The sequence below is a fragment of the Mycolicibacterium iranicum genome (assembly GCF_014190915.1).
Taxonomy (GTDB): Bacteria; Actinomycetota; Actinomycetes; order Mycobacteriales; family Mycobacteriaceae; genus Mycobacterium; species Mycobacterium iranicum_B.
The window spans coordinates 646,424-669,955 of sequence record NZ_JACHVU010000001.1 but is presented as its reverse complement, the minus strand read 5'-3'; the positions used below and the strand labels follow the sequence as shown (position 1 = coordinate 669,955).

22 protein-coding genes are annotated in these 23,532 nt (G+C 68.8%); 10 read left to right on the top strand and 12 right to left on the bottom strand.

The window, feature by feature from the left end:
• Positions 1-35: 35 nt before the first annotated feature.
• Positions 36-632: a TetR/AcrR family transcriptional regulator gene (locus FHR72_RS03055; RefSeq protein ID WP_183466402.1), complete on the top strand. Its 597-nt coding sequence runs from the start codon at positions 36-38 to the stop codon at positions 630-632.
• 15 nt (positions 633-647) lie between these two features.
• Here FHR72_RS03055 and FHR72_RS03050 read toward each other — a convergent pair whose 3' ends face one another.
• Positions 648-1,430, bottom strand: a complete 783-nt coding sequence (locus FHR72_RS03050; protein ID WP_311736034.1) for a cyclase family protein — start codon at positions 1,428-1,430, stop codon at positions 648-650.
• 196 nt (positions 1,431-1,626) lie between these two features.
• Here FHR72_RS03050 and FHR72_RS03045 point away from each other — a divergent pair, with 196 nt between their 5' ends.
• On the top strand, positions 1,627-2,025 hold the full coding sequence (locus tag FHR72_RS03045) for an STAS domain-containing protein (RefSeq protein ID WP_311736033.1): 399 nt from the start codon (positions 1,627-1,629) through the stop codon (positions 2,023-2,025).
• Positions 2,026-2,049: 24 nt separating this feature from the next.
• On the opposite strand, the gene FHR72_RS03040 is transcribed toward FHR72_RS03045, so the two are convergent.
• The 7 genes from FHR72_RS03040 to FHR72_RS03010 all read right to left on the bottom strand — a co-directional run bounded on the left by FHR72_RS03040 (position 2,050) and on the right by FHR72_RS03010 (position 12,589).
• Positions 2,050-2,253, bottom strand: a complete 204-nt coding sequence (locus tag FHR72_RS03040) for a zinc-ribbon domain-containing protein (protein ID WP_183466401.1) — start codon at positions 2,251-2,253, stop codon at positions 2,050-2,052.
• A gap of 9 nt (positions 2,254-2,262) precedes the next feature.
• Positions 2,263-3,789 carry a phospholipase D-like domain-containing protein gene (locus FHR72_RS03035; protein ID WP_183466400.1) on the bottom strand — a complete coding sequence of 509 codons (1,527 nt, stop codon included), beginning with the start codon at positions 3,787-3,789 and terminating at the stop codon, positions 2,263-2,265.
• A gap of 94 nt (positions 3,790-3,883) precedes the next feature.
• Complete coding sequence (locus FHR72_RS03030; protein ID WP_183466594.1) at positions 3,884-4,876, bottom strand: glycoside hydrolase family 6 protein; 993 nt, start codon at positions 4,874-4,876, stop codon at positions 3,884-3,886.
• Between the two features lie 86 nt (positions 4,877-4,962).
• Positions 4,963-5,583, bottom strand: coding sequence for a chemotaxis protein CheB (locus tag FHR72_RS03025; protein ID WP_183466399.1), 621 nt, complete (start codon positions 5,581-5,583; stop codon positions 4,963-4,965).
• A gap of 2 nt (positions 5,584-5,585) precedes the next feature.
• Positions 5,586-6,434, bottom strand: coding sequence for a CheR family methyltransferase (locus FHR72_RS03020; RefSeq protein ID WP_183466398.1), 849 nt, complete (start codon positions 6,432-6,434; stop codon positions 5,586-5,588).
• Between the two features lie 5 nt (positions 6,435-6,439).
• Positions 6,440-9,973, bottom strand: coding sequence for a response regulator (locus FHR72_RS03015; protein WP_183466397.1), 3,534 nt, complete (start codon positions 9,971-9,973; stop codon positions 6,440-6,442).
• 6 nt (positions 9,974-9,979) lie between these two features.
• Positions 9,980-12,589, bottom strand: a complete 2,610-nt coding sequence (locus FHR72_RS03010) for a two-component system response regulator (RefSeq protein WP_183466396.1) — start codon at positions 12,587-12,589, stop codon at positions 9,980-9,982.
• A 199-nt stretch (positions 12,590-12,788) separates the two neighbouring features.
• On the opposite strand from FHR72_RS03010, the gene FHR72_RS03005 reads away from it, so the two are divergent.
• Positions 12,789-13,214, top strand: coding sequence for an EVE domain-containing protein (locus FHR72_RS03005; protein ID WP_260155731.1), 426 nt, complete (start codon positions 12,789-12,791; stop codon positions 13,212-13,214).
• 60 nt (positions 13,215-13,274) lie between these two features.
• Positions 13,275-13,697 (top strand): nitroreductase family deazaflavin-dependent oxidoreductase, encoded by a 423-nt coding sequence (locus FHR72_RS03000; RefSeq protein ID WP_183466394.1) that lies wholly within the window; start codon positions 13,275-13,277, stop codon positions 13,695-13,697.
• A 271-nt stretch (positions 13,698-13,968) separates the two neighbouring features.
• Here the strand turns inward: FHR72_RS03000 and FHR72_RS02995 are convergent, their stop codons facing one another.
• Positions 13,969-14,958: an amidohydrolase family protein gene (locus tag FHR72_RS02995; protein ID WP_183466393.1), complete on the bottom strand. Its 990-nt coding sequence runs from the start codon at positions 14,956-14,958 to the stop codon at positions 13,969-13,971.
• A gap of 268 nt (positions 14,959-15,226) precedes the next feature.
• Positions 15,227-15,676 (bottom strand): (3R)-hydroxyacyl-ACP dehydratase subunit HadA, encoded by a 450-nt coding sequence (gene hadA, locus FHR72_RS02990; protein WP_183466392.1) that lies wholly within the window; start codon positions 15,674-15,676, stop codon positions 15,227-15,229.
• Between the two features lie 120 nt (positions 15,677-15,796).
• On the opposite strand from hadA, the gene malQ reads away from it, so the two are divergent.
• Together malQ and FHR72_RS02980 are read left to right on the top strand one after the other, a co-directional pair.
• Positions 15,797-17,785 (top strand): 4-alpha-glucanotransferase, encoded by a 1,989-nt coding sequence (gene malQ / locus FHR72_RS02985; protein ID WP_311736032.1) that lies wholly within the window; start codon positions 15,797-15,799, stop codon positions 17,783-17,785.
• A 103-nt stretch (positions 17,786-17,888) separates the two neighbouring features.
• On the top strand, positions 17,889-18,920 hold the full coding sequence (locus FHR72_RS02980; protein WP_183466391.1) for a fused (3R)-hydroxyacyl-ACP dehydratase subunits HadA/HadB: 1,032 nt from the start codon (positions 17,889-17,891) through the stop codon (positions 18,918-18,920).
• A gap of 11 nt (positions 18,921-18,931) precedes the next feature.
• On the opposite strand, the gene FHR72_RS02975 is transcribed toward FHR72_RS02980, so the two are convergent.
• On the bottom strand, positions 18,932-19,639 hold the full coding sequence (locus tag FHR72_RS02975) for a dienelactone hydrolase family protein (protein WP_183466390.1): 708 nt from the start codon (positions 19,637-19,639) through the stop codon (positions 18,932-18,934).
• An 82-nt stretch (positions 19,640-19,721) separates the two neighbouring features.
• Between FHR72_RS02975 and FHR72_RS26815 the strand changes: the two genes are divergently transcribed.
• Positions 19,722-19,922: a hypothetical protein gene (locus tag FHR72_RS26815; RefSeq protein WP_260155730.1), complete on the top strand. Its 201-nt coding sequence runs from the start codon at positions 19,722-19,724 to the stop codon at positions 19,920-19,922.
• A 15-nt stretch (positions 19,923-19,937) separates the two neighbouring features.
• Positions 19,938-20,558 (top strand): lysophospholipid acyltransferase family protein, encoded by a 621-nt coding sequence (locus FHR72_RS02970; RefSeq protein WP_396888383.1) that lies wholly within the window; start codon positions 19,938-19,940, stop codon positions 20,556-20,558.
• Positions 20,559-20,571: 13 nt separating this feature from the next.
• Here FHR72_RS02970 and FHR72_RS02965 read toward each other — a convergent pair whose 3' ends face one another.
• Positions 20,572-20,811, bottom strand: coding sequence for a hypothetical protein (locus tag FHR72_RS02965; protein WP_260155729.1), 240 nt, complete (start codon positions 20,809-20,811; stop codon positions 20,572-20,574).
• A gap of 168 nt (positions 20,812-20,979) precedes the next feature.
• On the opposite strand from FHR72_RS02965, the gene FHR72_RS02960 reads away from it, so the two are divergent.
• Both FHR72_RS02960 and FHR72_RS02955 read left to right on the top strand, forming a co-directional pair.
• Positions 20,980-22,125 (top strand): spore photoproduct lyase family protein, encoded by a 1,146-nt coding sequence (locus FHR72_RS02960; RefSeq protein WP_221192900.1) that lies wholly within the window; start codon positions 20,980-20,982, stop codon positions 22,123-22,125.
• A gap of 94 nt (positions 22,126-22,219) precedes the next feature.
• Positions 22,220-23,458 carry a glycosyltransferase 87 family protein gene (locus FHR72_RS02955; protein ID WP_183466389.1) on the top strand — a complete coding sequence of 413 codons (1,239 nt, stop codon included), beginning with the start codon at positions 22,220-22,222 and terminating at the stop codon, positions 23,456-23,458.
• Positions 23,459-23,532 lie beyond the last annotated feature (74 nt).

The following is a 23,532-nucleotide window of genomic DNA, read 5'->3' as shown; positions in this document are numbered from 1 at the left end:
ACGGGTCTGTTCCGTCCGTCCGTTACGGTGGCGTCATGCCCGAGACGCGACGCCCGGCGACCGGGGCGGCGGTGTTCAAGCCGGAGGTGACCGACGCGATCACCGCCGCCGCCATCGAGACCTTGGTCGAGGTCGGTTACGCCAGGTTGTCGATGGAGAGCGTGGCCAGGCGCGCCGGTGTCGGCAAGAGCGCGCTCTACCGGCGGTGGCCGTCCAAGGTCGACCTGGTCACCGCGGTGCTGGCCCAGCTCAGCGTGCCGACCGACCCGCCGCCGGACACCGGCACGCTGCGCGGCGACCTGCGCGCCATCGTGCAGGCGGTGGCCGACTGGTTCACCGACGCGCGCCTGCGGGCGATCCTGCCGAGCCTGATCGCGGAGTACCAGCGCAGCCCGGCACTGGCCGAGGCCAGCGCCGCCCACATCGGCGAACCCCGCCGGGCCTGGGCGCGGCAGACCCTCGACCGTGCCGTGGAGCGCGATGAGGCGACCCCTGCGCAGGCCGAGCTTCTGCTCGACCTGCTCGCGGCGCCCACCTATTGGCGCGTCCTACACGACAGACCCGTCGACGACGCCTACCTCGACGAGCTCGCCGAGATGCTGACCCGCGCGGTCGGGACGTCTCCGGGCTGAGCCCGCGACAGATCGTCAGTCGGCGTCGAGGAGCGCGACCGCTCGGGTCCACCCCGCCGATGCGGCGTGGACCTTGACCGGGAAGCAGGAGATGTGGAACCCGGTCGCCGGCAGTTGCTCCAGGTTGTGCAGCTTCTCCAGATGGCAGTAGCCGATGTCGCGTCCGGCGCGGTGACCCTCCCAGATCAGCGACGCATCGTGGGTCTCGGCATAGCGCCGCGCGGTGTAGGAGAACGGCGCGTCCCAGCTCCACGCGTCGGTCCCGGTGAGGCGTACCCCCTGCTCCAGCATGTGCAGGGTCGCGTCGCGCCCGACGCCGCATCCGCGCTGCACGTAGTCGTCGTGGCCGTATCGCGTTCCGGCGCTGGTGTTGACGACGACGATCTCCAGCGGGGACAACGTGTGACCGATGCGGCGGAGCTCCGCGTCGATGTCGCCGGGGGTGACGACGTAACCGTCGTCGAGATGCCGGAAGTCGAGCTTGACGCCGGGCTGGAAGCACCATTCGAGCGGAACCTCGTCGATGGTGATGGCACGCTCGCCGTGGTTCATGGTGGACGCGAAGTGGTACGGCGCGTCGAGGTGGGTGCCGCTGTGGGTCGTCATCGACACACGTTCGATGGCCCACCCCTCGCCGTCGGGCAGATCGGCTTCCGTCGCGCCCGGAAAGAAGGCCAGGACGTCGCCGACCGTGTCGCGGTGGGTGAAGTACTCGAGCTGGGGCCGCAACCCGGGCGGATCGGAGGCGATGCCGTCGCGGAGGGGCACGGAGATGTCGATCAGGGTGCGCTGGCTCACCAAGCACGAATACCGCGTGCGGCCGGGAGACGTGTCGATTTCGCCGAATACGGGTACCAGCGGTGCGGGGCAGGGCAGTTCTCATCTGTAGACGAAGTGGAGTGTTGATGGGCCGCAAGATCCAGCGGACAGGTACCGGCATGCCGGACGCACCAGAGATGGCGTGCAGCACCGCGAATCCGACGGACATCGGCTCGTGACCCGCTCGACCGACACCCGCGTGAACGGCTTGCGCGTGGAGAGCAGCACCCGGGATCGCGTCACCGTCATCAGCGCTGACGGCCCCGTCGACCTCGCCACGTGTCCGGTGTTGGTGGAGGCCATCAACGCCGCACTCGCCACCGACCCCGCCGCCCTCGTCCTCGAACTCTCGAAGGTCGACATCCTCGGGTCGGCGGGCCTGGAGGTCCTCGTCCGGACCCGGCACGCCGCAGACCCACAGATGTATCTCGCTCTGGTCGCCGACGGGCCGGCCACCAGCCGGGTCATCGAGATCACCGGCCTGAACCTGGTGATGCCGCTGCACAAGTCGCTCGACGACGCGATGGCGGCATGGCGTGCGCGCCAGGACGAGACAGGCGGGCAGCGCGGCTAGTGCCCCGGCCCGCCGGGCGTTCGATCAGCCGGCGACGGACGTCCCGCAGATCCCGCACACCTCGAATGTCCGGCGCTTCCATCGCGCGACGGGGATGAAGAACAGACTCGCCTGACGGTACTGCCGCATCCGGGTCCACTGGGTGGTGTTGTGGCAGCGCGGACAGGTCCGCACCTGACCGGCGCCGAGGATCGTCTGCTTGGTGCCGAACCCGAAGAACAACAACACCGTCTCAGCCTAGCCGCGTGCCTCGTTGTCGACCGCGGTGGTCTCGGCGCGCACGAACGACAACATCCGCGGCAGCACCCTGGACAGGGGCCAGCCCACCACGCCGGTGAGCAGGCTGACGGCACTCTGCGTGAGCGACGGCGGGACCCGGTCGGGGTCCATCAGGTCGTTCTCGGCGAACGGGCTCGCATCGGCCGACACCATGAACTCGGTGAACCTGCGCAGGGAGCGACCGGTGCTGCGCAGGGCGTCCACCGCGCCGACGAAGGACCCGCCGCGGGCCAGCTCGGCGCGGAAGGTCTCCTGGGGCACCCCGAGGTGTTCGGCGACCAGACCGTCGCGGGTGTCGACGATGTGGCGGCAGACGTCGTCGCGGTCTCCGGCGGCGTTGTCGATCGCGAGGTCACACTCGCTGTCGAACCCGAGCGACCGGTTGTTCAGGTTCGACGACCCGATGCGCAGGAACCTGTCGTCGATCACCATGACCTTGGAGTGGACGTAGACCGAGTCGCCGCCCTTGACGGCAGGCCAGTAGACGCCGAGTCGGCCGTGTTCGTCGGCGTCCCACAGCAGCCGCAGCATGCGCTCGCGCGCGCTGTCCATCGATTCCTGCTCCAGACGGCTCTCCGAGCTGCGGGGCAGCACGATCACGATCTCGGGGCCGTCGGGTTCGCGGAGCCGTTCGGCGACGGCCTCAGCCAGCGTGCGCGACGCCAGGTACTGGTTCTCCAGGTAGATCACGTCCCTGGCCGCGGCGATCGCTGCCAGGTCCAGTGCTTCGACCTCGCGGACCTCGGCGCGTTGCCGCAGCGCGGGCAGCGTCCGGGCGATTCCCACCTCGACGTTGCGTAACGACGGTTCCAGCCGCAGGGGCCAGACCGGTTCCTGGGTGCGAAGTCGGGGCAACGTCTCGCCGGTGGCGTTGTACCACCGTTCCCGCGCCTGCTCGGCCAGCCCGCGCGCCGCGGCTCCGTCGACGGCCGCCGCGACCTCGTGGCGGGGTCCGTAGGGCTGGCCCGAGGTGTTCCGGCCCGGGTCGTCGGGGGTGTGCTCGCGGGTGTCCCACCGGCCGACGGTCAGGTCGATCCCGCCGCAGAAGGCCACCGCATCGTCGATCACGACGATCTTCTGGTGGTGCACCGCGCCGGTGGGGTGCGCGCCGTCCACCGCGAAACGCATTCGGCGCGAGGTGATCTGGTTGAGGAATGCGACCGGGGTGACGCCGAACCAGAAGCCGTCGAACGCCGGCAGCAGGCGCAGGTTGGACTTGAGCAGGTACACCCTCAGGTCGCGGCGCCCCAGCAGCAGCCAGTGCAGGAACAGGCCGAGATGGTTGGGGCCCGACATCGTCGCGCCGCCCGGTTCGAAGGAGGTCCGGTAATCGAGGTCCCAGCCGATCAACATGATGCGGCGTTCGGCCCGCAGCATCGCCGCCTTGACGTCGGCCAGGTAGTCGGCGCCGTCGATGATCGTGGCGAACCTGTCCGCGCGTGCCGTACGCCAGCACGTCTGTCCCGGCACCAGCAGGGGTTCCATGGGTCTCCCTTCCCCCATCACTGTCTATAAGACGGTGGCGCGGAACGAAACCGAATGTCCCAAACCGGTGGCGTGGCTCACAGCCGCGCCCGTGTCACCACCCGGCGTTGCGGGCCAGGTCGATCGCGTACTGCGCGACGAAGGTGCCGGCGCTGGCGGCGCCCCGGCACGAACCGTCGGACTCGCCGGGACGCTTGACCCACAGGAAGGCGTCGACCGACGGGTTCCCGGTGTCGGTGGTGGGACGCACACCCAGGGCGCGGCCGCTGGGATTGCACCAGTAGAGGGGATCTCCCTCAACCGGTCCGGCGCCGTTGCGCGACGTGTCGATGACGTAGGGCTTGCCGCCGGTCATGCCCGAGACGGCGCCGCCGTAGCCCATCGACTCCTGGGTGGTGAAGAAGTTCGCGGTGTTGAGGCTGAAGCCGCGTGCCTTGGCGATGCCGACCTGGTTCAGCCGGTCGGCCATCACGTCGGCCGCCACCCAGCGTGAGTGGCCGGCGTCGACGTAGACGGCGGTCGCCGGGTTGCGGGTCAGGGTGTCCACGGCGTAGCGGATCAGGTCGAAGCGCTCCTGCTGCTGGCCCGGTGACAGGCAGTCGGCCATCGCCAGCGCATCGGGTTCGAGGATGACCGCGGCGGGCCCGCCACCGATGGCGGCCGCGACCCCGTCGATCCAGGCGCGGTAGGAGTCGCCCGAGCCGAATCCGCCGGCGGCGAAGCTGCCGCAGTCACGGTTCGGGATGCCGTAGAGCGCCAGCAGCGGCATCGTGCCGGCCGCCTGCGCGGTGGCGATGTACTTGGCGTCCACCGCGGGGGTGGAGAGATGGTCCATCCAGTACGCCGTCGGGGTGTTGACGACCGCGGCGAGCAGCGGGTCGGAATTGCCCTGCGCGGCGCGCATCCCCTTGGAGTTCGGGTTGACGTAGAACGGCCGCCCGACCAGCGGGTTCCCGTCGGCGGCGAGCCGGACGGACGGTGCCGGTCCGACTGATGTCGGCGCGGCGACGGCGCCGACACCGGCGACGGCGGCCACGGTCAGGACGGGGGCGATCCAGCGTGCGACTGCACCGGCTGCGGAGAACATCACGATTGTGAAACTTAGTGCGGCTTTGCTAGGAGCGCCAATTCCCGACGATGCGCCCCGGGTCCGGCGGATGTGACGGTCGGTGACTACCCGAGTGCCTGCGACAGCCACGTCCCGATCCCGGCCGGGTCGGCCATGTGGTCCGGCGCCACCGTCCGCAACGCCGCTTTCACCGCGACCGGCGCTTCGCAGCTGTCCGGATCCTGCAGCACCACGCGACCGCCGGCCGCCTTCACCGCCTCACACCCGGCGGCCCCGTCCTCGTTCGCGCACGAGAGAAGCACCGCGACGGTCGACTTCGTGAACTCGGCGGCGCTGATGAACGTCACGTCGAGCGACGGCCGCGAGTAGGCCACCGGCGCATCGAGGGTGAGGTGGGCGCGCACACCGGGTGCCGACGCGTACGGCGACAACGGGGTGGCCGGGTTCGCGGCGGTGGCCCGGTTCCTCCCGACCAGCAGGTGGTAGCCCGCGGGCGCCACGGTGACCGCGCCCGGCGGGCACGTCCACGGGCTGTCGGCGGGCTCCGCGACCGGGATCCCGGTGTAGGTCTGCAGCACCTGGGCCAGCGGCGAATGGTCGGGCGAGCGGTGCAGCACCACGCAGACCACGCTGTCACCGGCATCGGGGAACGTGCCGAAGATGCCCCGTAGTGCCTTCATCCCGCCGGCGCTGCCTCCGATGACGATCACGCCGGCGCCCGGCACGCTTACTTCTGGCCCTTGAGGAAGATGCCGAGGCGACGATCCACCGGGGAGAACAACCCGTTGCCCTCGGCGGTCAGCGCCTCGCGCGGCCCGATGACGAGGTTGCCGAACGGGGCCAGGCTGTCGCGGAAGATCACCTCGACCCGGCGCTGCAGCGTGTCCTCGAAGTAGATGAAGACGTTCCTGCACAGGATCAGGTTGAACTCCCCGAAGGTGCTGTCGGTGGCGAGGTTGTGGGAGAAGAACTCCACACGCGCGCGCAGCTCGGGGCTCAGGATGCACCGGTCGTACTTGGCGATGTACCAGTCCGAGAAGGGGCGCTGCCCGCCGCTGGCCTGGTAGTTGCGCGTGGCCCGCACCATGGCGTCGGCGGGGTAGATCGCCGCCGCCGCCGAGCGCAGCGAATCGTTGTCGATGTCGGTGGCGAAGATCGTGGTGCGGTCCAGCAGCCCCGCTTCGTCCAGCAGGATCGCCATCGAGTAGGCCTCCTCGCCGGTCGCGCAGCCCGCGATCCAGATGCGGATGCGCGGATAGGTGGCCAGCCGCGGCAGCAGCTCGGCGCGAATCTTGGCGAACACCTGGGGATCCCGGAACATCTCGGTCACGTTCACCGTCATCGAGGCCAGGAAATCGGTCAGCAGCGTGGGGTCGCGCAGGACCCGCCCCTGCGCCTCGGAGATGGAGCCGAAGCGATGCCGCTCCACGAACGCCGCGAGCCTCCGGTTGCGCGACGCGTCGCTGTAATGGCGGAAGTCGTATCCGAGGTACTCGTAGACGGCGTAGAAGAACGCGTCCGCCTCGATCACCCCCAGTTCGCGCGACGGGGCCGAATCGGGCTGTCCAGCAGTCATTCTCGTCAGATCTCCGAGGGCGTCCGCTGCCCCCGCGGCTGTCCTGCCAGCCAGACCCGCAGCACGGACGTCAGCTGGTCCATGTCCACGGGCTTGGTCACGTAGTCCGAGGCGCCGGCGTCCAGACACTTCTGACGGTCGCCCTTCATCGCCTTGGCCGTCAGCGCGACGATCGGGAGGTTGCGCCACCGGGCTTCGGCGCGGATCCGGCGCATGGCCTCGTAGCCGTCCATCACGGGCATCATGATGTCCATCAGGACGAGCCCGATCTCCGGATGCTCGGCGAGCGTGTCGAGACCGGCCTGACCGTTGCGGGCGGGCAGCACCGTGATGCCGTACCGCTTCAGCGCGCTGCCGAGCGAGAAGACGTTGCGGACGTCGTCGTCGACCAGCAGCACCGTGTTGCCTTCGAGCGACTCGTCGATACGCCGTGGGTTGGAAAGGATTTCGCGCGCCGAGTCCGGCATGTCGTTGGCCACGCGGTGCAAAAACAGCGCCGTCTCGTCGAGCAGCCGTTCCGGTGATTTCGCGTTCTTCAACACGATCGCGGCGGCCAGGGCTTCCAGCCGTTCGGTCTCGGCCAGTGTCAGTTCCCGGCCCGTGTGCACGATGACGGGCAGGCTCTTCTGCTTGAGCTGGTCCTTGATCTGCTCGATCAGGTCGATGCCGTCGATGTCGGGCAGACCGAGGTCCAGGACGAGGCAGTCGTAGGACGTCGGGCCCGACAGCTCGGCGAGCACCTGCTCGCCGGTGGCGACGCAGGTGATGTCGATGTCGTCGCTTTCGATCATGTGCTTGACGACCTGGCGCTGGTTGGCGTCGTCCTCGGCGACCAGCACGTGCCGCGGGCCGGGTTTGAGGAAGTCCGCCGTCGAGGTGAACATCGAACGCAGGGCCGAGATGTCGGCGGGCTTGTTCAGTGTCTGGATCGCGCCCATCCGGCGGCCGCGGCCGTCGTCGTTCGCGCCGGAGACGACGTTGACGGGGATGTGGCGCGTCGCGAGGTCGTGCTTGAGGACGTCGAGCACCACCCAGCCGGCCATGTCGGGCAGCCCGATGTCGAGGGTGATGGCGGCGGGCTGACGCTCCTTGGCCAGGGCCAACGCGGTCCGGCCGCTGGCGGTGACCACCGAGTCGAAGCCCGCCTCGGACGCAAGCTCCCCCATCATCCGCGCGAAGGTGGGGTCGTCCTCGACGATCAAGAGCACGGGCTTACCGTTTTGCGGCCAGTCGACGTCCGACACGTCGACCGCGTCGAACCGGGCCGCAACGTCATCGGTCACCGGCTCCGAAATCTGCTGTACGACAGGCGGTGCCGGGGCCGGTGCAGGACGGCTCGGCGCAGGGCGGGCCGGCGCGGGACGTTTCGCCGGCGCCCGCCGCGCCGACGGTGTGGCGTTGACGGAGGCGGGGGGCTCGACGGGCAGACAACAGGTGAACGTCGAACCCTCGCCCAGAGCGCTGCGCAGCGAGATGTCACCGCCGAGATGGCGGGCCAGCTCGCGGCTGATGGCCAGCCCGAGGCCGGTGCCGCCGTACTGCCTGGCCGAACCGCGGCCGGCCTGCTGGAAGGACTCGAAGATCAGGTGGTGGTCCTTCTCGTCGATGCCGATCCCGGTGTCGGCCACGGCGATCGACAGGAAGCCGTCCCCGGGGTTCCCCTCGGCGTCGGCCGCCCCGGCCAGGTCGACGGTGACCGAGCCCTGGTCGGTGAACTTGATCGCGTTGGCCACCAGGTTCTTGGCGATCTGTTTGACCCGCGTGTAGTCGCTGACGAGTTCGGTGGGCGCCGACTCGTGCACGACGACGTCGAACACGACGCCCTTGTCCTGGGCGATGGGGCGGAAGGTGCGCTGCAGGAAGGTGACGAGCTCGGCGACCTCGATCGTCTCGGTCTCGACGTACAGCGAACCGGATTCCACCTTGGCCAGGTCGAGCACCTCGTCGATGAGGTTGAGCAGGTCCTTGCCGGACTGCTGGATCGTCTCGGCGAACTCGTGCTGCTTGGCGTTGAGCGGTTCGTCGGAGTCGGTAAGGAGGCCGGCGAGGATCAGGATGCTGTTCAGCGGGGTGCGCAGCTCGTGGGACATGTTGGCCAGGAAGTCCGACTTGTAGCGCGAGGAGACGGCGAGCTCCTCGGCCTTGGCCTCCAGGGAGCCGCTGAGCCGCTGCAGCTCCTCGTTCTTGAGCTCCAGCGATCGGGACTGCGCCTCGAGGCGCTCGGTGCTGGCCTTGAGCTCCTCCTGCTGCGAACGGAGCTCCTCGGTCGTCTCCTCCAACTCGGCGTTCTGCGCCGACAGCAGGTCCTCGCGTTGCGTCAGTTGTTCGTTGGTCGCCCGGAGCTCTTCCTCCTGGGTCTGAAGCTCCTCGGTCTGGGCCTGCGACACCCGCAGCAGTTCGCGGGTCTTCTGCGCCGACTCGACGGCGCTGATCGCCACGCCCGCGCCCAGAGCGATGCTGTCGAGAAGCTCGATGTCGTCCTCGGAGAACAACCGTAGACCGGCCAGCTCGAGCACGCCCAGCACCTCGGACTCGAACTTGATCGGGATCAGGATCAGCGAGACCGGGCTGGTCTTGCCCAGACCCGAGACGATCTCGACATAGTCGGAGGGGGCGCCGGTCACCTCGATCCTGTTGCCCTCCAGTGCACATTGGCCGACGAGACCGTCCCCGAGCCCGTAGGAGCTGGGCAGGTCCTTGCGCCGGTGGAAGGCGTACGAGGCCACGAGGGCATACCGGTCGTCCTGGTCGGGCTGCTTCAAATACAGGGCGCCGTGTTTGGCGCGCACGGCCTCGGCGGTGCGGGAGACGATCAGATTGCACGCCGCCGCGAGGTCGTCGATGGCCTGCACGTCGGTCATCAGCTTGGCCTGGGTCTCCTGGGACCGGCGGGCCTTCTCGCTGTGACGGGCGGACGTGGTGACGGTGCGGTGGATGTTGCGGCTGGTCAGGAACAGCAGCGTGCCCAGACCGACGACGATGACGCTGGCGAACGTCCACAGCAGCGCGCGGGTCGTGCTGATCGCCTGTGCCGCGGCATTATTCGCGTCGTCGACGACCCGCAGAGTCTCCCGTTCGATTCGTCGGAGCTGAGTGTCGAGCAGCGCGGCCTGGTCGTCGCCGTCGCTTTCGGCCTGTGCGGCATTCTCGATTCTCTGCAGCCCCGCACGGTGCGCCGACTGCAGGTCGGACCATGTGCTCAGCGCCTCTTCGTACTGCGTGCTGATCGTCCGATCCGTCGCATCGGCGGCCGCGTCGCTGAGTTCGGTTTCGAGGGCGCTTTCCAGCTCGCCGAGTTCGTCGATGAGCTGGGAGCGCCGGGTCGGTTCTGCGGTGTCCAGAACCTCGTTGTAAGAAGCCAGGTACGTCTGCAGATCCCGGCCGATGTCGATGGCGGTGACCTGGGAGACCCTGGCTTCGGCCCGCTGCTCGTACAGTCCGCTGATCCGGTTGGTCTGGATCGTGTACAGCGTGTTGGCCAGCACGACGGCGAGAAGCGCTGATCCGCACAGGATCGCCAACCGGGTCGCAAGTTTCATGTCACCCTAGCTCTCGGCAGCACCGCGCCGGGCCCCGACGGCCGCACGGCTGTGGACATAGGCGGCCAGGTCGGTCATCTCGATCGGACGCGCGTACAGAAATCCTTGCTGCAGAACGCATCCCGCATCGCGGAGCCAGTCGGCCTGCTGCTGCAGTTCGACACCCTCGGCGATGACGTGCGCCTGCATACACGCCGCCACGGCGATCTGGCTGCGGACCAGCCGCTGCACCCGTTCGTTGCGGTGGACTTCGGCCACGAAGGAACGGTCGATCTTTAGCCAGTTCACCGGGACGTGCATCAGGTTCGTCATGCTGGCGTGCTCGACACCGAAATCGTCGATGGCCAGGTTGAATCCGTAGTCCCGGGCGCCGCTGAGCGCGATGTGGGCCGGCGCCGGATCGCTGTTGAACGCTCGCTCGGTGAGCTCCAGGCACACGCTCTCCGGGGCGATGCCGAGCAGCTGGTGGGCGGTGAGCAGGTGCTCGATGAAGCTGTTGTCGAGGACCTGCTCCGGGGAGACGTTCACGTGCAGCTTCAGATCCGCCCGTCCCAGGGTGGCGAAGTCCTCGAAGCTGCGCATCAACACCCACCGGCCCAGCGCACCCGCCTGCCCGGAATCCTCGGCCAGGGAGACGATCTCGGACGCGGGCACCTCCTCGTCGCCCGCCCGCCAGCGCACCAGGGCCTCCACCCCGAACAGCCCGCCGGTCGCCGCGTCCACGATCGGCTGGTACACCATCCGCAGATCCGACCGGGCGATCGCCTCGGACACCTCGGCCCGCCGGTTAGCCTTGCCGTGATGCCGCGAACCGATGCCGTCGGTGTAGAGCACGCACTCGTCGAGGCGGTTCTTCTTGGCCTCGAACATCGCGATGTCGGCCTGGTTCAACAGGTCTTCGGGGGTGTGGGCGTCGGCGCCGAAGCACGAGATGCCGAGGCTCAGCGACGGTTGCAGCGTCGCGGACTTGCAGATCACCGGCTGCGACTGCACGCGTTCGAGGATGGTGTTGCCGGCGACCACCGCCCCCGCCGGACTCGATACGTTGTCGAGCACCACCACGAACTCGTCGCCGCCGATACGGCACACCAGCGTGTCGGGGCTGACCGCCGACCGCAACCGCGCGGCGACCTCGAGGAGCAGTTCGTCCCCGGTGTCGTGGCCGTAGGTGTCGTTGACCATCTTGAACTGGTTGACGTCCAGGTACAGCAGCGCGATCAGCCCGGTTCCGGTCTGCTGCCGAGCCAGGGCCGCCAGCCGCTCGGTGAGCTGTCGCCGGTTCGCCAGGTCGGTGAGCGGATCATGGCTGGCGAGATGACGGATCTCGGTCTGCGCGCGCTTGATCTCGGTCAGATCGTGGACGACGACGGCGACCAGCAGATCGACCGAGTCGCCGATCGGTGAGAGCGTCGCCATGACCTCCACGCCGCGCCCGTCGTGGGCCGTCAGGGTCATCTCTAGCGAAACCTCCTGGCGCGTGGCCAGTGTCACGTCGAGCTGTTCTTCGAGCCGTTGCCTGTCGGCGGGCGCTGCGAGCTCCACGATCGACCTGCCCAGCAGAGTGTCGTCGTCGCCGTCGAACAGGGCCGTGGCGGCCTTGTTCCTGCTGCGGATCACACCGGAGACGTCGACGGCGAGGATCGCGTCCCCGGTCGCCTGCATGACGGCGGCGTACTCGGCCTGCACGCGGTACAGGGTGGCGTTGGAGATCGCGAGCGCGGCGGCCGCGGAAGCGCCACGGAACAGGGCGGATTCGGCCTCGGTGAACTCCGGTCCGTCGACCCGGCCGACGCACACGACGCCGAAACGCTGACTGCGCGCGGCGAGCTCCTCGACCATGACGGCGCGGTACGCCGTCGAGTTCTGGATCTGTTCGGCCGAGGGATCGACCATCAACGCCTGCAGCAGTTGCGACGTCGATCCAGACTCGGTGTGCGACAACGACTCATGCCACCCGTGATCGGGGGTGGGCAGCCGTAGGACGCATTCGGCGTCGAACAGCTGGCTGAGCTCGGAGACGATGGTCCGCTCCAGCGAGGGCAGGTCGATGCTGGCCTCGGCGAAGATGTTCGTCAGGCGTTCCCGCCGGCGGGTGAAGGCGAGTTCGTCGCGTTGCCTGATCTCGGCGGCCCGGGCCACCTGCAGCTGCTGTTCGTGCAGGTCTGCGGCCTCGCGGCGCAGCCGGGTGAATGATCGATCCAGTTCGAGCAGGGCCTTGACCTTGGCGAGGAAGACCTGCCTGGACACCGGTTTGACGAGAAAGTCCACGGCGCCCAGGTCATAACCGCGGTCCAGGTCGCCGGCCTCGGCCTGTCCGGTCAGGAAGATGATGGGCGTCGAGGCGAGTTCCTCGACGTCGCGGATCAGTTGCGCGGTCTCGAAACCGCCCATCCCGGGCATGTTGATGTCCAGCACGATCACGGCGACCTTGCGCTGCAACAGCGCGGTGAGCGCTTCTTCGCCGGACCCGGCCTGCGCGATGTCGCAGTCCAAAGGTTCAAGCACCGTGCACAGCAAATCGCGCAGCCGGGCGTCGTCGTCGACGACGAGCACCATCTGCTTGTCGTCGGCCGTGCTGCGTTCCCCCGCGGCACCCTCCACCGACACAGGGATCATGAACCCCTCCTGTGTCCCCTCCGGGACAGGCACATCCAGCTCTCCCCGCCTAGGCCTGCGATCACCACCACTCGTCCCATCTCGAGCCGCTGACGGCTGTGGCGGGGTCGACTGCGTGATCAGCATAGTGGGCCGACCCGTTTTCGGCAGCAAACCGGCAAAGAGCGGGTACTGCAGTTCATGTGGAGGTTTTCGGCTGATGCCGCAACGCAGTGTGACAGTGGAGACGCTCGGCGCCTGGGTCATCAAGTGCAACCCGCAGGCGACCGCGCTGGAGCCGATGCGCGCCGCCGGTCGGGCCAAATCCGAGTGGTGCGTTGCTGACAATTACCGCTCCCGGCTGATGCTGGCGGGCCAATGCGTCCTGTTCTGGGTTTCCGGCCATCCGCGCCGCGGAATCTGGGGAGCGGGCACCGTAACCGGCACGGCGGTGGCACGGGACGGTCGATGGCATGTTCCGGTCGACATCCCGCTGTTCGACGAACCCCTGACCGCGACCGAACTGGCGTCGATCCCCGGGTTGCGGGACATGGAGGTCTTCCGTTCTCCCCAGCAGTCGAACCCGTCGTGGATCAGCGCCGCACACTTCGCGCTCGTCGAGCCGCTCTTGCCGTCCGCTGATTAGATGTGCCCGCACCGGCAACAGTGGGAATACCGGGGCGGTGCGAGAAAGTTGGAGGCAACGATGAGCGAGAACGCAGAACTGAGTCCCACCGATTGGGTCCGCGAACAAACCGAGCGCATCCTGGCGCAGGGTACGACCGACGGCGTCGAGGTCCTCGACCGGCCGATCGTGCTGTTCACCACCACCGGCGCGCAGTCGGGCAAGAAGCGCTATGTGCCGTTGATGCGCGTGGAGGAGAACGGCCGCTACGCCATGGTGGCGTCCAAGGGTGGTGATCCCAAGCATCCGAGCTGGTACTTCAACGTGAAGGCCAACCCGTCGGTCACCGTCCAGGACGGCGAGAAGGTCATCGAGGGCGTAGCCCGCGAGATCGACGGCGAGGAGCGCGAGCACTGGTGGAAGCTGGCCGTGGAGGCCTACCCGCCGTACGCCGAATACCAGACCAAGACCGACAGGCAGATCCCGGTCTTCCTCGTCGAGTGACGCGTCCCCGGGCGCGCGCCGGTCAATGAGAACCGGCGGCGGAGGACCTTGGGGGTGGGGACTTTGTGCCCTACTCGGGCCCTGGTCCGTGTCCGTAGAACGGTAGAAGGACGGTGACGATTGAGCGGGCCGCGCTCTAGGCACAGTCAAGATGACCGGCGGGCGCGGCCCCCAGGTGTTGAGCAGCTAGCCCCTGAACCCCATGGTCATCGCCCGCCGCAGGGCTGTCAGTTTCCCGGTGTCAGTTCCCCGGGTGTCGATTCCCCTGGTGTCAGTTCCCCAGGTGTGCGGGGAGTCGGCCCGCGAACAAGCCGATCGCGTTCTCGGAGGCCACCTTTCGCCGCGTGGCGTCCTCCATGGGGAACGACGCCAGGAAGTCGGCGCCTGCCCGGTTGTCGTCCATCGGGTAGTCCACCGAGAACATGACGCGGTCGGCGCCCATCACCTCCAGCGTGCACGCGAACGACGGCGGGCAGAAGTTGCCGCTGGTCGTGACGTGCACGTTGCTGCGTAGATAGTCCGACGGCAGGCGCTGCAGGCGACCGGCCGAGGCATCCCCACCCAGGCCGTAGTAGCGGTCGATGCGGTAGGCCGCGAACGGCAGCATCTCCCCGAGGTGGCCGATGATCATCTGCAGCCGCGGGAATCTGTCGAACAGACCCGAGTAGATGAGCCGCAACATGTGGGTGCCGGTTTCCGCGGCGAAACCCCACGACGCCAGATGCAGGCCATCGCCGACGTACGGCGCGAACCACGCCTCCATCACCGCGGGGTGGGGTGTGGTCGGGTGCAGGTAGACGGGCACGCCGAGCTCCTCTGCCCGGGAGAACAGCGCGTCGTAGGCGGGGTCGTCGAGGTAGCGGCCCTGGCAGTGGCCGTTGACCAGCGCCCCGAGAAGGCCGAGCTCGGTGACCGCGCGTTCGAGCTCGGCCGCGGCCGCCTCCGGGTCCTGGGTCGCCAGCGTCGCGAAACCGCCGAAGCGGTTCGGGACGGCGCGAACGGTGTCGGCCAGGTCGTCGTTGGCGCGCCGGGCCAGATCGACCGCGTGCCCGGCGTCGGTCTCGTCCTGCACCCCGGGGTCGAACAACGACAGGATCTGGAAGTCGATCCCGGCAGCGTCCATTTGTTCTAGCCGTAGCGACCCCCTGTCGTAGAGCCGCTGATGGGCGACGCGGTCATGGGAGCGCAGCCACTCACCCACCACATTGCCGGCACTGGCCGGATCCCAGGCGTAGTGCTCTTCCAGCGCGATCACCGTCATGGCCCCTCCGCGTGTCGTCGTCCTGCACCGCCGTCACCGTGTTTGCACCGTAGCCCGGGATCTCCGCAAACCGCTGAATATTGAATGCAATATTCGTCGCGACACTTTCGCTAAATGGACAGCTCGCAACCATTGTCGCGCCCTACACTGTGAGGTGCGTTGGACGGGGAACGGTTGCTTCTGCTCCCTCGCTAGGCGACGAAGCGGACGCAACCGGAGTGTTGAGAACACAGCACTTACCCTTGGTCGCCACCCCGGGGAGCGGGTGTCACTGCTCCTCGCTGCGCCCCGCCATCGTCGTGTAGTCCTCCTGCACGATCTCGCCGTGCTGGTTGGTGATGCGGCTGCGGATGGTCAGGACGTCCGCACCGAACGCCTGCCGCAGTGAGTCGAGCCGGATGTGGCAGTAGAGCTTGTCGCCGGCCTTGATGGGCCGCCGGATCGTCAGACCCTGCTCGGCCTGGACGATTCTCTCCTCGGTGATCGGGATGTTGGCGTGTTCGAAGAATGCGAGCTGCGCCTTGAGGCCGAAGATCGCGATGAAGGTCAGCGGCGCGAGGATCGTGTCGTGTCCCAGCGCGGCCGCGGCGTCCTCGTCGAAGTAGGCGGCGTCGTCGTTCTTGACCGCGACGGCGTACTCCCGGATCTTCTCCCGGCCGACCTCGAAATGATCGGGATACAGGTAGGTCATGCCGACGATGTCCGGTGAGAGCGCCACAGGGTCGAACCTAGGGCAGGCGGCGGGCTGGTGTGGAAAATCCCAGCACGGGTATAGCCGCGGCGTGCTTTCACACCGCGCCCGCACCCACTCTTCCGCGCCCGCGATGGGGAGCCTTCGGTGACGGCTGGATCCACGACGGTGCCCGACGATCTGCGTCGGCTGGCGGCTGCCCACGGCGTGGCCACCACGTACCGCAACGAGCGCCGCGAACCCGTCGAGGTCGACGCCGACGTGGTCATCCGGGTGCTCGGGTTGCTCGACGTCGAGGCCGGAACCGAGGCGGCCCGCGCCGCCGAGTTGGCCAAGCTGGCCGAGCGCGACCGCGCCGGCGTGATCGCCCCGACCATCGCTGTGCGCGTGGACGGCCGGCCGCAGCCGCTGGCCGGGGCCGCGGCACTGGTCGGCGAGGACGGCACCCGCGTCGACGTGCAGGACGAACTGCCCGCAGACCTGGCCCCCGGCTGGTACCGCCTGCACACCCGGGACGGTCAGGAGGCGACGCTCGTCGCCGCCCCGCCGCAGGTCCCGCCGTCCCCGTCGACGTGGGGCTGGATGCTGCAGCTGTACGCGCTGCGCTCGGCGCGGTCGTGGGGAATCGGCGATCTCGGCGATCTGCGGGAGTTCGTGGACTGGACCGCCGCCGAGCACGGGGCCGGCGCCGTGCTGCTCAACCCGTTGCACGCCCCGGGGCCCACACACCCGGTGCAGCCGTCGCCGTACACGCCCTCGAGCCGTCGGTTCGCCAATCCGCTGGCGCTGCGCATCGAGGACATCGACGCCTATGGCCGCGCCGACGCCGTCACCCGCGCAGAAGTGGACTCGCTGCGGGTGTCGGCCACCACCGAGCGGATCGACCACGACCTCGTCTGGGCCGCCAAACGCGATGCGCTGGAGCTGCTGTGGCGCTCCGAGGGACGGCCGGACCCGTTCGCCGAGGGTGCGGCCTCCGACGGCCTCCGCGACTTCGCGACCTACTGTGCGCTGGCCGAACGGCACGGCGGCCGGTGGTCGACGTGGCCCGAGGCGCTCCGGGACGTGACGGGCCCGGCGGTCGCACAGGCGCGACGGGAGTTGGCTCCCCGCTTGGCCTTTCACGCCTGGGTGCAGCAGCGGTGCGCCGAGCAGCTGATGTCGGTGCGGGCAGCGGCGCGCGACGCCGGGATGGCGCTGGGGGTCTTGCACGACCTCGCCGTGGGAGTCGATGCCGACGGCGCCGACGCGTGGGCGCTGGCCGACGTGCTCGCCGCCGGGGTCAGCGTCGGGGCGCCGCCGGACAATTTTACGCCCCGCGGCCAGGACTGGGGCCTGCCGCCGTGGCGGCCCGACCGCCTGGCGGCGACCGGCTACGCCGCGCTGCGGGACATGCTGCGCGCGGTGCTCGCCCACGCCGACGGGTTGCGCATCGACCACGTGGCCGGACTGTGGCGCCTGTGGTGGATACCGCCGGGCGACGGACCCGACCGGGGCACCTATGTCCACTACGACGCGGACACCATGCTGGCGGTGCTGGCCCTGGAGGCGCACCGGGCCGGCGCGACGGTCGTCGGGGAAGATCTCGGCACGGTCGAACCCGAGGTGACCCAGGCGCTGGCCGACAACGAGATGCTGGGCTGCGCGGTGTCCTGGTTCACCCGCGACCAGGACGCTCCCGGTGAACCGTTGCTGCCGCCGGACCGGTGGCCTTCGCGCGCGGCCGCCAGCATCTCCACCCACGATCTGCCGACCGCGGCGGGCTTCCTGCGCGGGGAGCACGTGCGCGCACGGGCCGATCTGGGGCTGCTCGACGACGTCCCGGCCGAGCAGGCGAACGCCGACCGGGAACGCGCCGAGTGGCTGACGCTGCTGCGGGGACAGGGGCTGCTGCCCGACGGCACCTCGGATCCGGACGAGACCGCGATCATCGCGGCGATGCACCGGTTGCTGGCGGCGGCGCCGAGCCGGCTGAAGCTGGTCTCGCCCTACGACGTGATCGGCGAGACCCGCCAGCCCAACCTGCCGGGAACGGTGGACGAGTATCCGAACTGGCGGCTCCCGTTGCCCGTCACCCTGGAGGAGCTCATGGGCGATCCCCGGGTCGCCGAGATCGCGGCGGCCTTCCGGCGCTGACGCGATCGGTGTGTCTCGCGCCGGCGGGCACGCGTTAGTGTGCGTGATCGGCCATGCGCAACACCCCATGCGCCGGTACGCGACAGAACGGTTGAGCACATTCATGACTGCAGCAGCAGAATCGTCGCCGCTCGAAGCCCGGGTCGGCCATTACTACCAGATGGACGGCACCTACCTCGTCGGCCGCGAGAAGGTCCGCGAGTACGCGCGCGCCGTGCAGGACTACCACCCCGCGCACTGGGACGTCGCTGCCGCGCAGAAGCTGGGCTACGCCGATGTCATCGCGCCGCTGACGTTCACCTCGGCGCCGGGCATGCAGTGCAACCGCCGCATGTTCGAAGAGATCGTCGTCGGTTACGACACCTATCTGCAGACCGAAGAGGTCTTCGAGCAGCACCGCCCCATCGTGGCCGGTGACGAGCTGCTGATCGATGTGGAGCTGACGTCGGTGCGCCGGACCGCGGGCCGGGACTTCATCACCGTCACCAACACCTTCACCGACACCGAGGGCGAGCGGGTGCACACGCTGCACACCACCGTCGTGGGTGTCACCGCCGAGGACATCGACGCCTCGGTCAAAGAGGCCGTACAGAACGCGATGATGCACGACATGAACATCCTCGACATCGGGGGTAAGGACGCCGAGTACGAGAAGACCGTGCGGCCCGACGGCGAGATCCGGGTCTCGGAGGGCGGGGCGACCCGCACACCGGGCACCCCGTCGTTCGAGGACGTGACGGTCGGCGACGAGCTGGAAGTCCGGCACGCCCGGTTGTCCCGAGGTGACCTGGTGAACTACGCCGGGGTGGCCGGTGACGCGAACCCGATCCACTGGGACGAGGACATCGCCAAGCTCGCGGGCCTTCCCGATGTGATCGCCCACGGCATGCTGACGATGGGCCTCGGCGCGGGGTTCGCCTCGGCGTGGACGGGTGACCCCGGCGCGGTGACGCGGTACGCCATCCGCCTGTCCCAGCCGGCGATCGTGTCCGCCAAGGGCGGCGCCGACATCGAGTTCACCGGCCGCGTGAAGTCACTGGATCCGCAGACCCGCAGCGGGGTGCTCTTGGTCGGGGCGAAGTCCGAGGGCAAGAAGATCTTCGGCCTGGCGACCCTGAACGTGCGCTTTCGCTGACACCGCGCGGCTCAGCCGTCACCGCGCAGATGATCGCCGAAGAAGGCGAGGATCCGCTGCCAGGCGTCCTCGGCCTGCGGGGCCGAATGGTGCAGCCCGGCGATCCGTTCCACGACGTGCAGCGGTGACGGCATTTTCCACTGGTTCATGAAGCTGTGGCCGACCCCCGGATACTCCTTGATGTCGCGCGTCACGGCCGGGTCGAGGCTCTTCTCCAGCGTGGCGGCGGCCCCGGGCAACAACCGGTCGTCGGCGCCGTAGCTGGCGACGAGGGGGCAGGAGCGGGTCGGCGCGCCGGTGGCCGGCGGGAACGGCCCGTAGTTCGGTGCGGTCGCGTCGAACACGCCGCGGTCGGCCAGCAGCAGGCAGAATCCGCCACCCATGCAGAATCCCGCCGACCCGACCTTGCCGTTCGAGCGGTCGTCGGCGCGAAGCTGCTCAGCTGCGGCGATGATGTCGTCGACGGCCGAGCCGGACCCGGTCGCCAGCGCCCGGAACGCGCTGACGATGCACATCGGTTTGGGGCCCCGCTGGAAGAGCGCCGGCGCGAACGCCAGATAGCCGTTGTCGGCGAACCGGTCGGTGATGCGCCGGATGTCGTCGTTCAGTCCGAACACCTCGTGCAGCACGACCACCGCGGGCCACGGGCCCGGCCCGGTCGGAACGGCGAGGTATCCGGGCAGCCGGCCCTTCGGCGTGGGTAGTCCGGCATCGGCCATACAGATCGTCCCTCCGTCGGTGGTGTCAGATCTCTACCCGTTCCGACGTGGCGCGAACGCGGTTTTCGGGTACCGCACGTGCGTGGAATCAGCGCCGCACGTCCCCGGCCCTCCGTCCGCCGAGACGCTGGGGCGCATGCTGCGACTGCTCGAACCGGCACGCAAGCTGGTCAACCCCAAGGTCTACGGGCGTGAGAACCTCCCCGCCGGGGGCGCGCTGCTGGTGGGCAACCACACGCTCATCGGCCTGCTCGACGCGCCGCTGCTGTGCGCAGAGCTCTGAGAGCACGGAATCGGTGTGCGCGTCCTGGGCAACCACGCCCACTTCAAGCTGCCCAGGTGGCGGGACCTGCTATCCGCTGTCGGCGTGGTCCCGGGCACCCCGGCCACGGCCGAGGAACTCATGCGGCGTGGCGAGACGATCCTGGTCTTCCCTGGAGGCGGCCGTGAAGTGGCCAAGCGCAAGGGCGAGAAATATCAGCTGCTGTGGGAGAACCGGATGGGTTTCGCACGGCTGGCGGTCAAGCACGGGTATCCGATCGTCCCGTTCGCCACCGTCGGCGCCGAAGATTCCCTGGACGTCGTCGTCGATACGGACAACGCGCTGTGGGCGCCCGCGCGCCGGCTGTTCGAGAGGGTGTCGGGAAGCCCCGACCTGTTTCCGATCGTCCGCGGTATCGGGCCCACCCCGATCCCGCGGCCCGAGCGGCAGTACTACTGGTTCGGCGAGCCGATCGCGACCGACGACATCGCCACCACCGACGACCGCGCGGTGTCAGAGGTCCGGGACCGGACGAAGACGGCGATCGAGGGGGGTATCTCGTTCCTGCTCGACGAGCAGCGGGCCGACCCCCAGAGGTCGGTCGCTGCCCGCCTGTTCGGACCCGAACGCCGCACCACGAGGCCGCGGTCGGGCTAGTGGGGCGAACGGGTCAGTTGCGGACGCTCGTGTCGACGTGGGGCACCTTCACGGTGGGCACCAGATCGTCGAGCCAGGGGCTGTTGCTGTCCTCGCGGCCGTAACCGTGGTGCCACCCTGAATCGTGGCGGGGACCGCCGAAACCCCATCCGCCGTCGTCGGCCTGCGCCGGGCCGGCGAAGCCGACCACCGCTGCGGACAATGCGCCTGCGAGGATGCCTGCCAATCGGATTTTCGTCGTCGATGTCATCATCGATTCGCCTCTTCCACTTATTATTTCGGTCGTCAGGCGGCATCCCGGCGACATCGCGTGTAACCCGGGGCGGCACGGTTTGATTCCCCCTGTTCCTCTGGTCACATCGGTGCGCAAGCCGCCTCGGCGAGGAATCGGCGTGGGGCCCCATCCGTTGGACAGAGCACGATGACGATGCCGGACGCCGCTGCTGTGTCGAGCCCCACCTTCCTGCCGAGCCCCATTCCCCTGTCCGCTCCGAGACCCCCCGTGCTGTGGACGCCCGCGCGGGTGCTCGCGACGCGATCGGCCGCGCAACTGCCCCACGGCGAGGAGATCCTGCGCCGGTGCGAAGCCGCCGGCGTACCCGACATCCAGGTGCTGGCCGGTGACCGGATGCCCTCGATGCGCGGCGACTCCGACCGTGCCGCGTATGCCCGTGCCAAGCAGACGCTGGCCGTCGTGGTGGCGCCGCCGTCGAAGCGCCGCCTCCAGCCCATCCCGCCGAGCGCGGACTGGCGGGTGGACCTGGCCGAGGGCTGTCCCGGCCACTGCCAGTACTGCTATCTGGCCGGGTCTCTGTCGGGCCCGCCCCTGACGCGGGTGTATGCGAACCTTCCCGAGATCCTCGCGGGAATGGACGACTACGTCGGGCGCGGCACCATCACCTCCTCCTCGATCGAACGGGCGGGCGAAGGCACCACCTTCGAGGCGTCCTGCTACACCGACCCGCTCGCGCTGGAGCATCTGACCGGTTCGCTGTCGGCGACCATCGCCCATGTCGGCGCCACGGACTGGGCCGCTCCGGTGGGACTGCGGTTCACCACCAAGTACGACAACGTCGCTCCGCTGCTCGACCTCGACCACCGGGGGCGCACCCGTGTCCGCATCTCAGTCAACGCCGAGGAGATCACCGGCCGCTTCGAAGGCGGCACGGCCCGTCTCGCACAACGGATCGCCGCGATGCGCGGACTGGCGCTCGCCGGGTACCGGGTGGGTCTGACGATTGCGCCGATCATGCCGATCCCGCAGTGGCGCCTGCACTACGGACAGCTGCTCGCCGACGTGGCGGCGGCGACGGCGGACATCCCCGACCTCGACCTGACCGTCGAATGCATCACCCACAGGTTCACCGAGGTCAGCAAGAACGTGCTGACGACCTGGTACCCGCGCACCAAACTGGAGATGGACGAGGCACAGCGCACCCGCAAGTTCGGCAAGTACGGTGCCGCGAAGTATGTGTATCCCAAAGACGTGATGTCCGAGCTGCATTCGTGGTTCGATGCCGAGATCGAGGCGGTGCTGCCCGGAGCCAGGGCGCTCTACTGGACCTGATCTTCGCGGCGGGCTGCGCTGGGCGGTAATTTGGTCCGATGACCACCGCGCCGCTCCCTGACCCGGACCGGGCGGTCCTCGTCGGCGAGGTGGCATGACACGGCTGACGGTGAGCCGGTCGCTGGTGGCGGTCCTTGCGGTGTGGGCGGCGGTGTCGGTGGCGCTGGCGTTGACCACCGTGGGTCCGACGGACAACTGGGGATTGTTCGACGGGGGCGGCGATCTCGACGTGTACCGCAAGGGCGCCTGGCACGTGATGTCCGGTGTGCCGCTCTACGAGCTGCCGGTCGACAAGAAGTTGTTCTACACCTACACGCCGTTCTCGGCGCTGTTGTTCATTCCACTGGACCTGCTGCCGTCCGTATCCGACCGGCACCTTTTCCTCGCCGCCAACCTCGTGGTCCTGACGGCGGTCGTCGTCCAGTGCTGGCGCCTCGTGGGTTACCGCGTGAGCGTCCGCCTGGTGGGTGTCTCGGTTCTGCTGGCCCTGGGGTGCGTCTTCCTGGAACCCGTTCGCACCACGCTGTTCTTCGGTCAGATCAACCTGATTCTGATGTTGCTGGTCCTCGCCGACGCCGTGGGCGGCACCCGGAGTCGCGTCGCCGGGGTGGGCACCGGCGTGGCGGCAGGCATCAAACTCACGCCGCTCTTCTTCGTCCTCTACTTCGCGGTGCTGCGCCAGTGGCGGGTGGTGGCCGTCGCGGTGTCGGCGTTCGTGACCACACTCGTGATCGGGTTCGTTCTGCTGCCGCAGGATTCGCGCACCTACTGGGGCGGTACCTTCCTGCGCTCGGAACGCATCGGCGACACGCTGATCCACCCGTCGAACCAGTCGCTGCGGGGTGCGATGGCCCGGATATCCGGGGACTACCCGCCGACCTGGTTGTGGCTGGCCCTGGCGGTGCCGATCGTCGCCGCCAGCCTGTGGACGGCGTTGCGGCTCTACAGGTTCGGGGATCGACTGCTCGCGGTGACGCTCGTCGGACTGACCTCGGCGGTGGTGTCGCCGTTCTCGTGGACACACCATTGGGTGTGGGTTGTGCCGCTGATCGTATGGCTCGTCCACCGCGCCCTTAATTCGTGGACGTGGTGGCTGGTACCTGCCGGGCTGTTCGTCGCGATGGGTGCGTGGCCCCACTGGTTCCGGGGTCTGCGCGATCCACGCATCGGCTTCTATCTGTTCCCGGACACCTATGTGCCTGATGTAATGCTGCGCAATTCCTACGTCTGGCTCTACGCGATACTGCTGGTCGCCTGCGTCGCCTACACGCTCCGCGTCGGCCGGCGGGCGAACGTCGTTGACGGGCAGAATCTTTCGGTCCTCAGCGCGTAGCAGGGCGCGGTCCGGGCGAACCCCTGGCGTCACGCACGCCCCGTCTGGCAAACACGATGAGCAATGACTGCCCT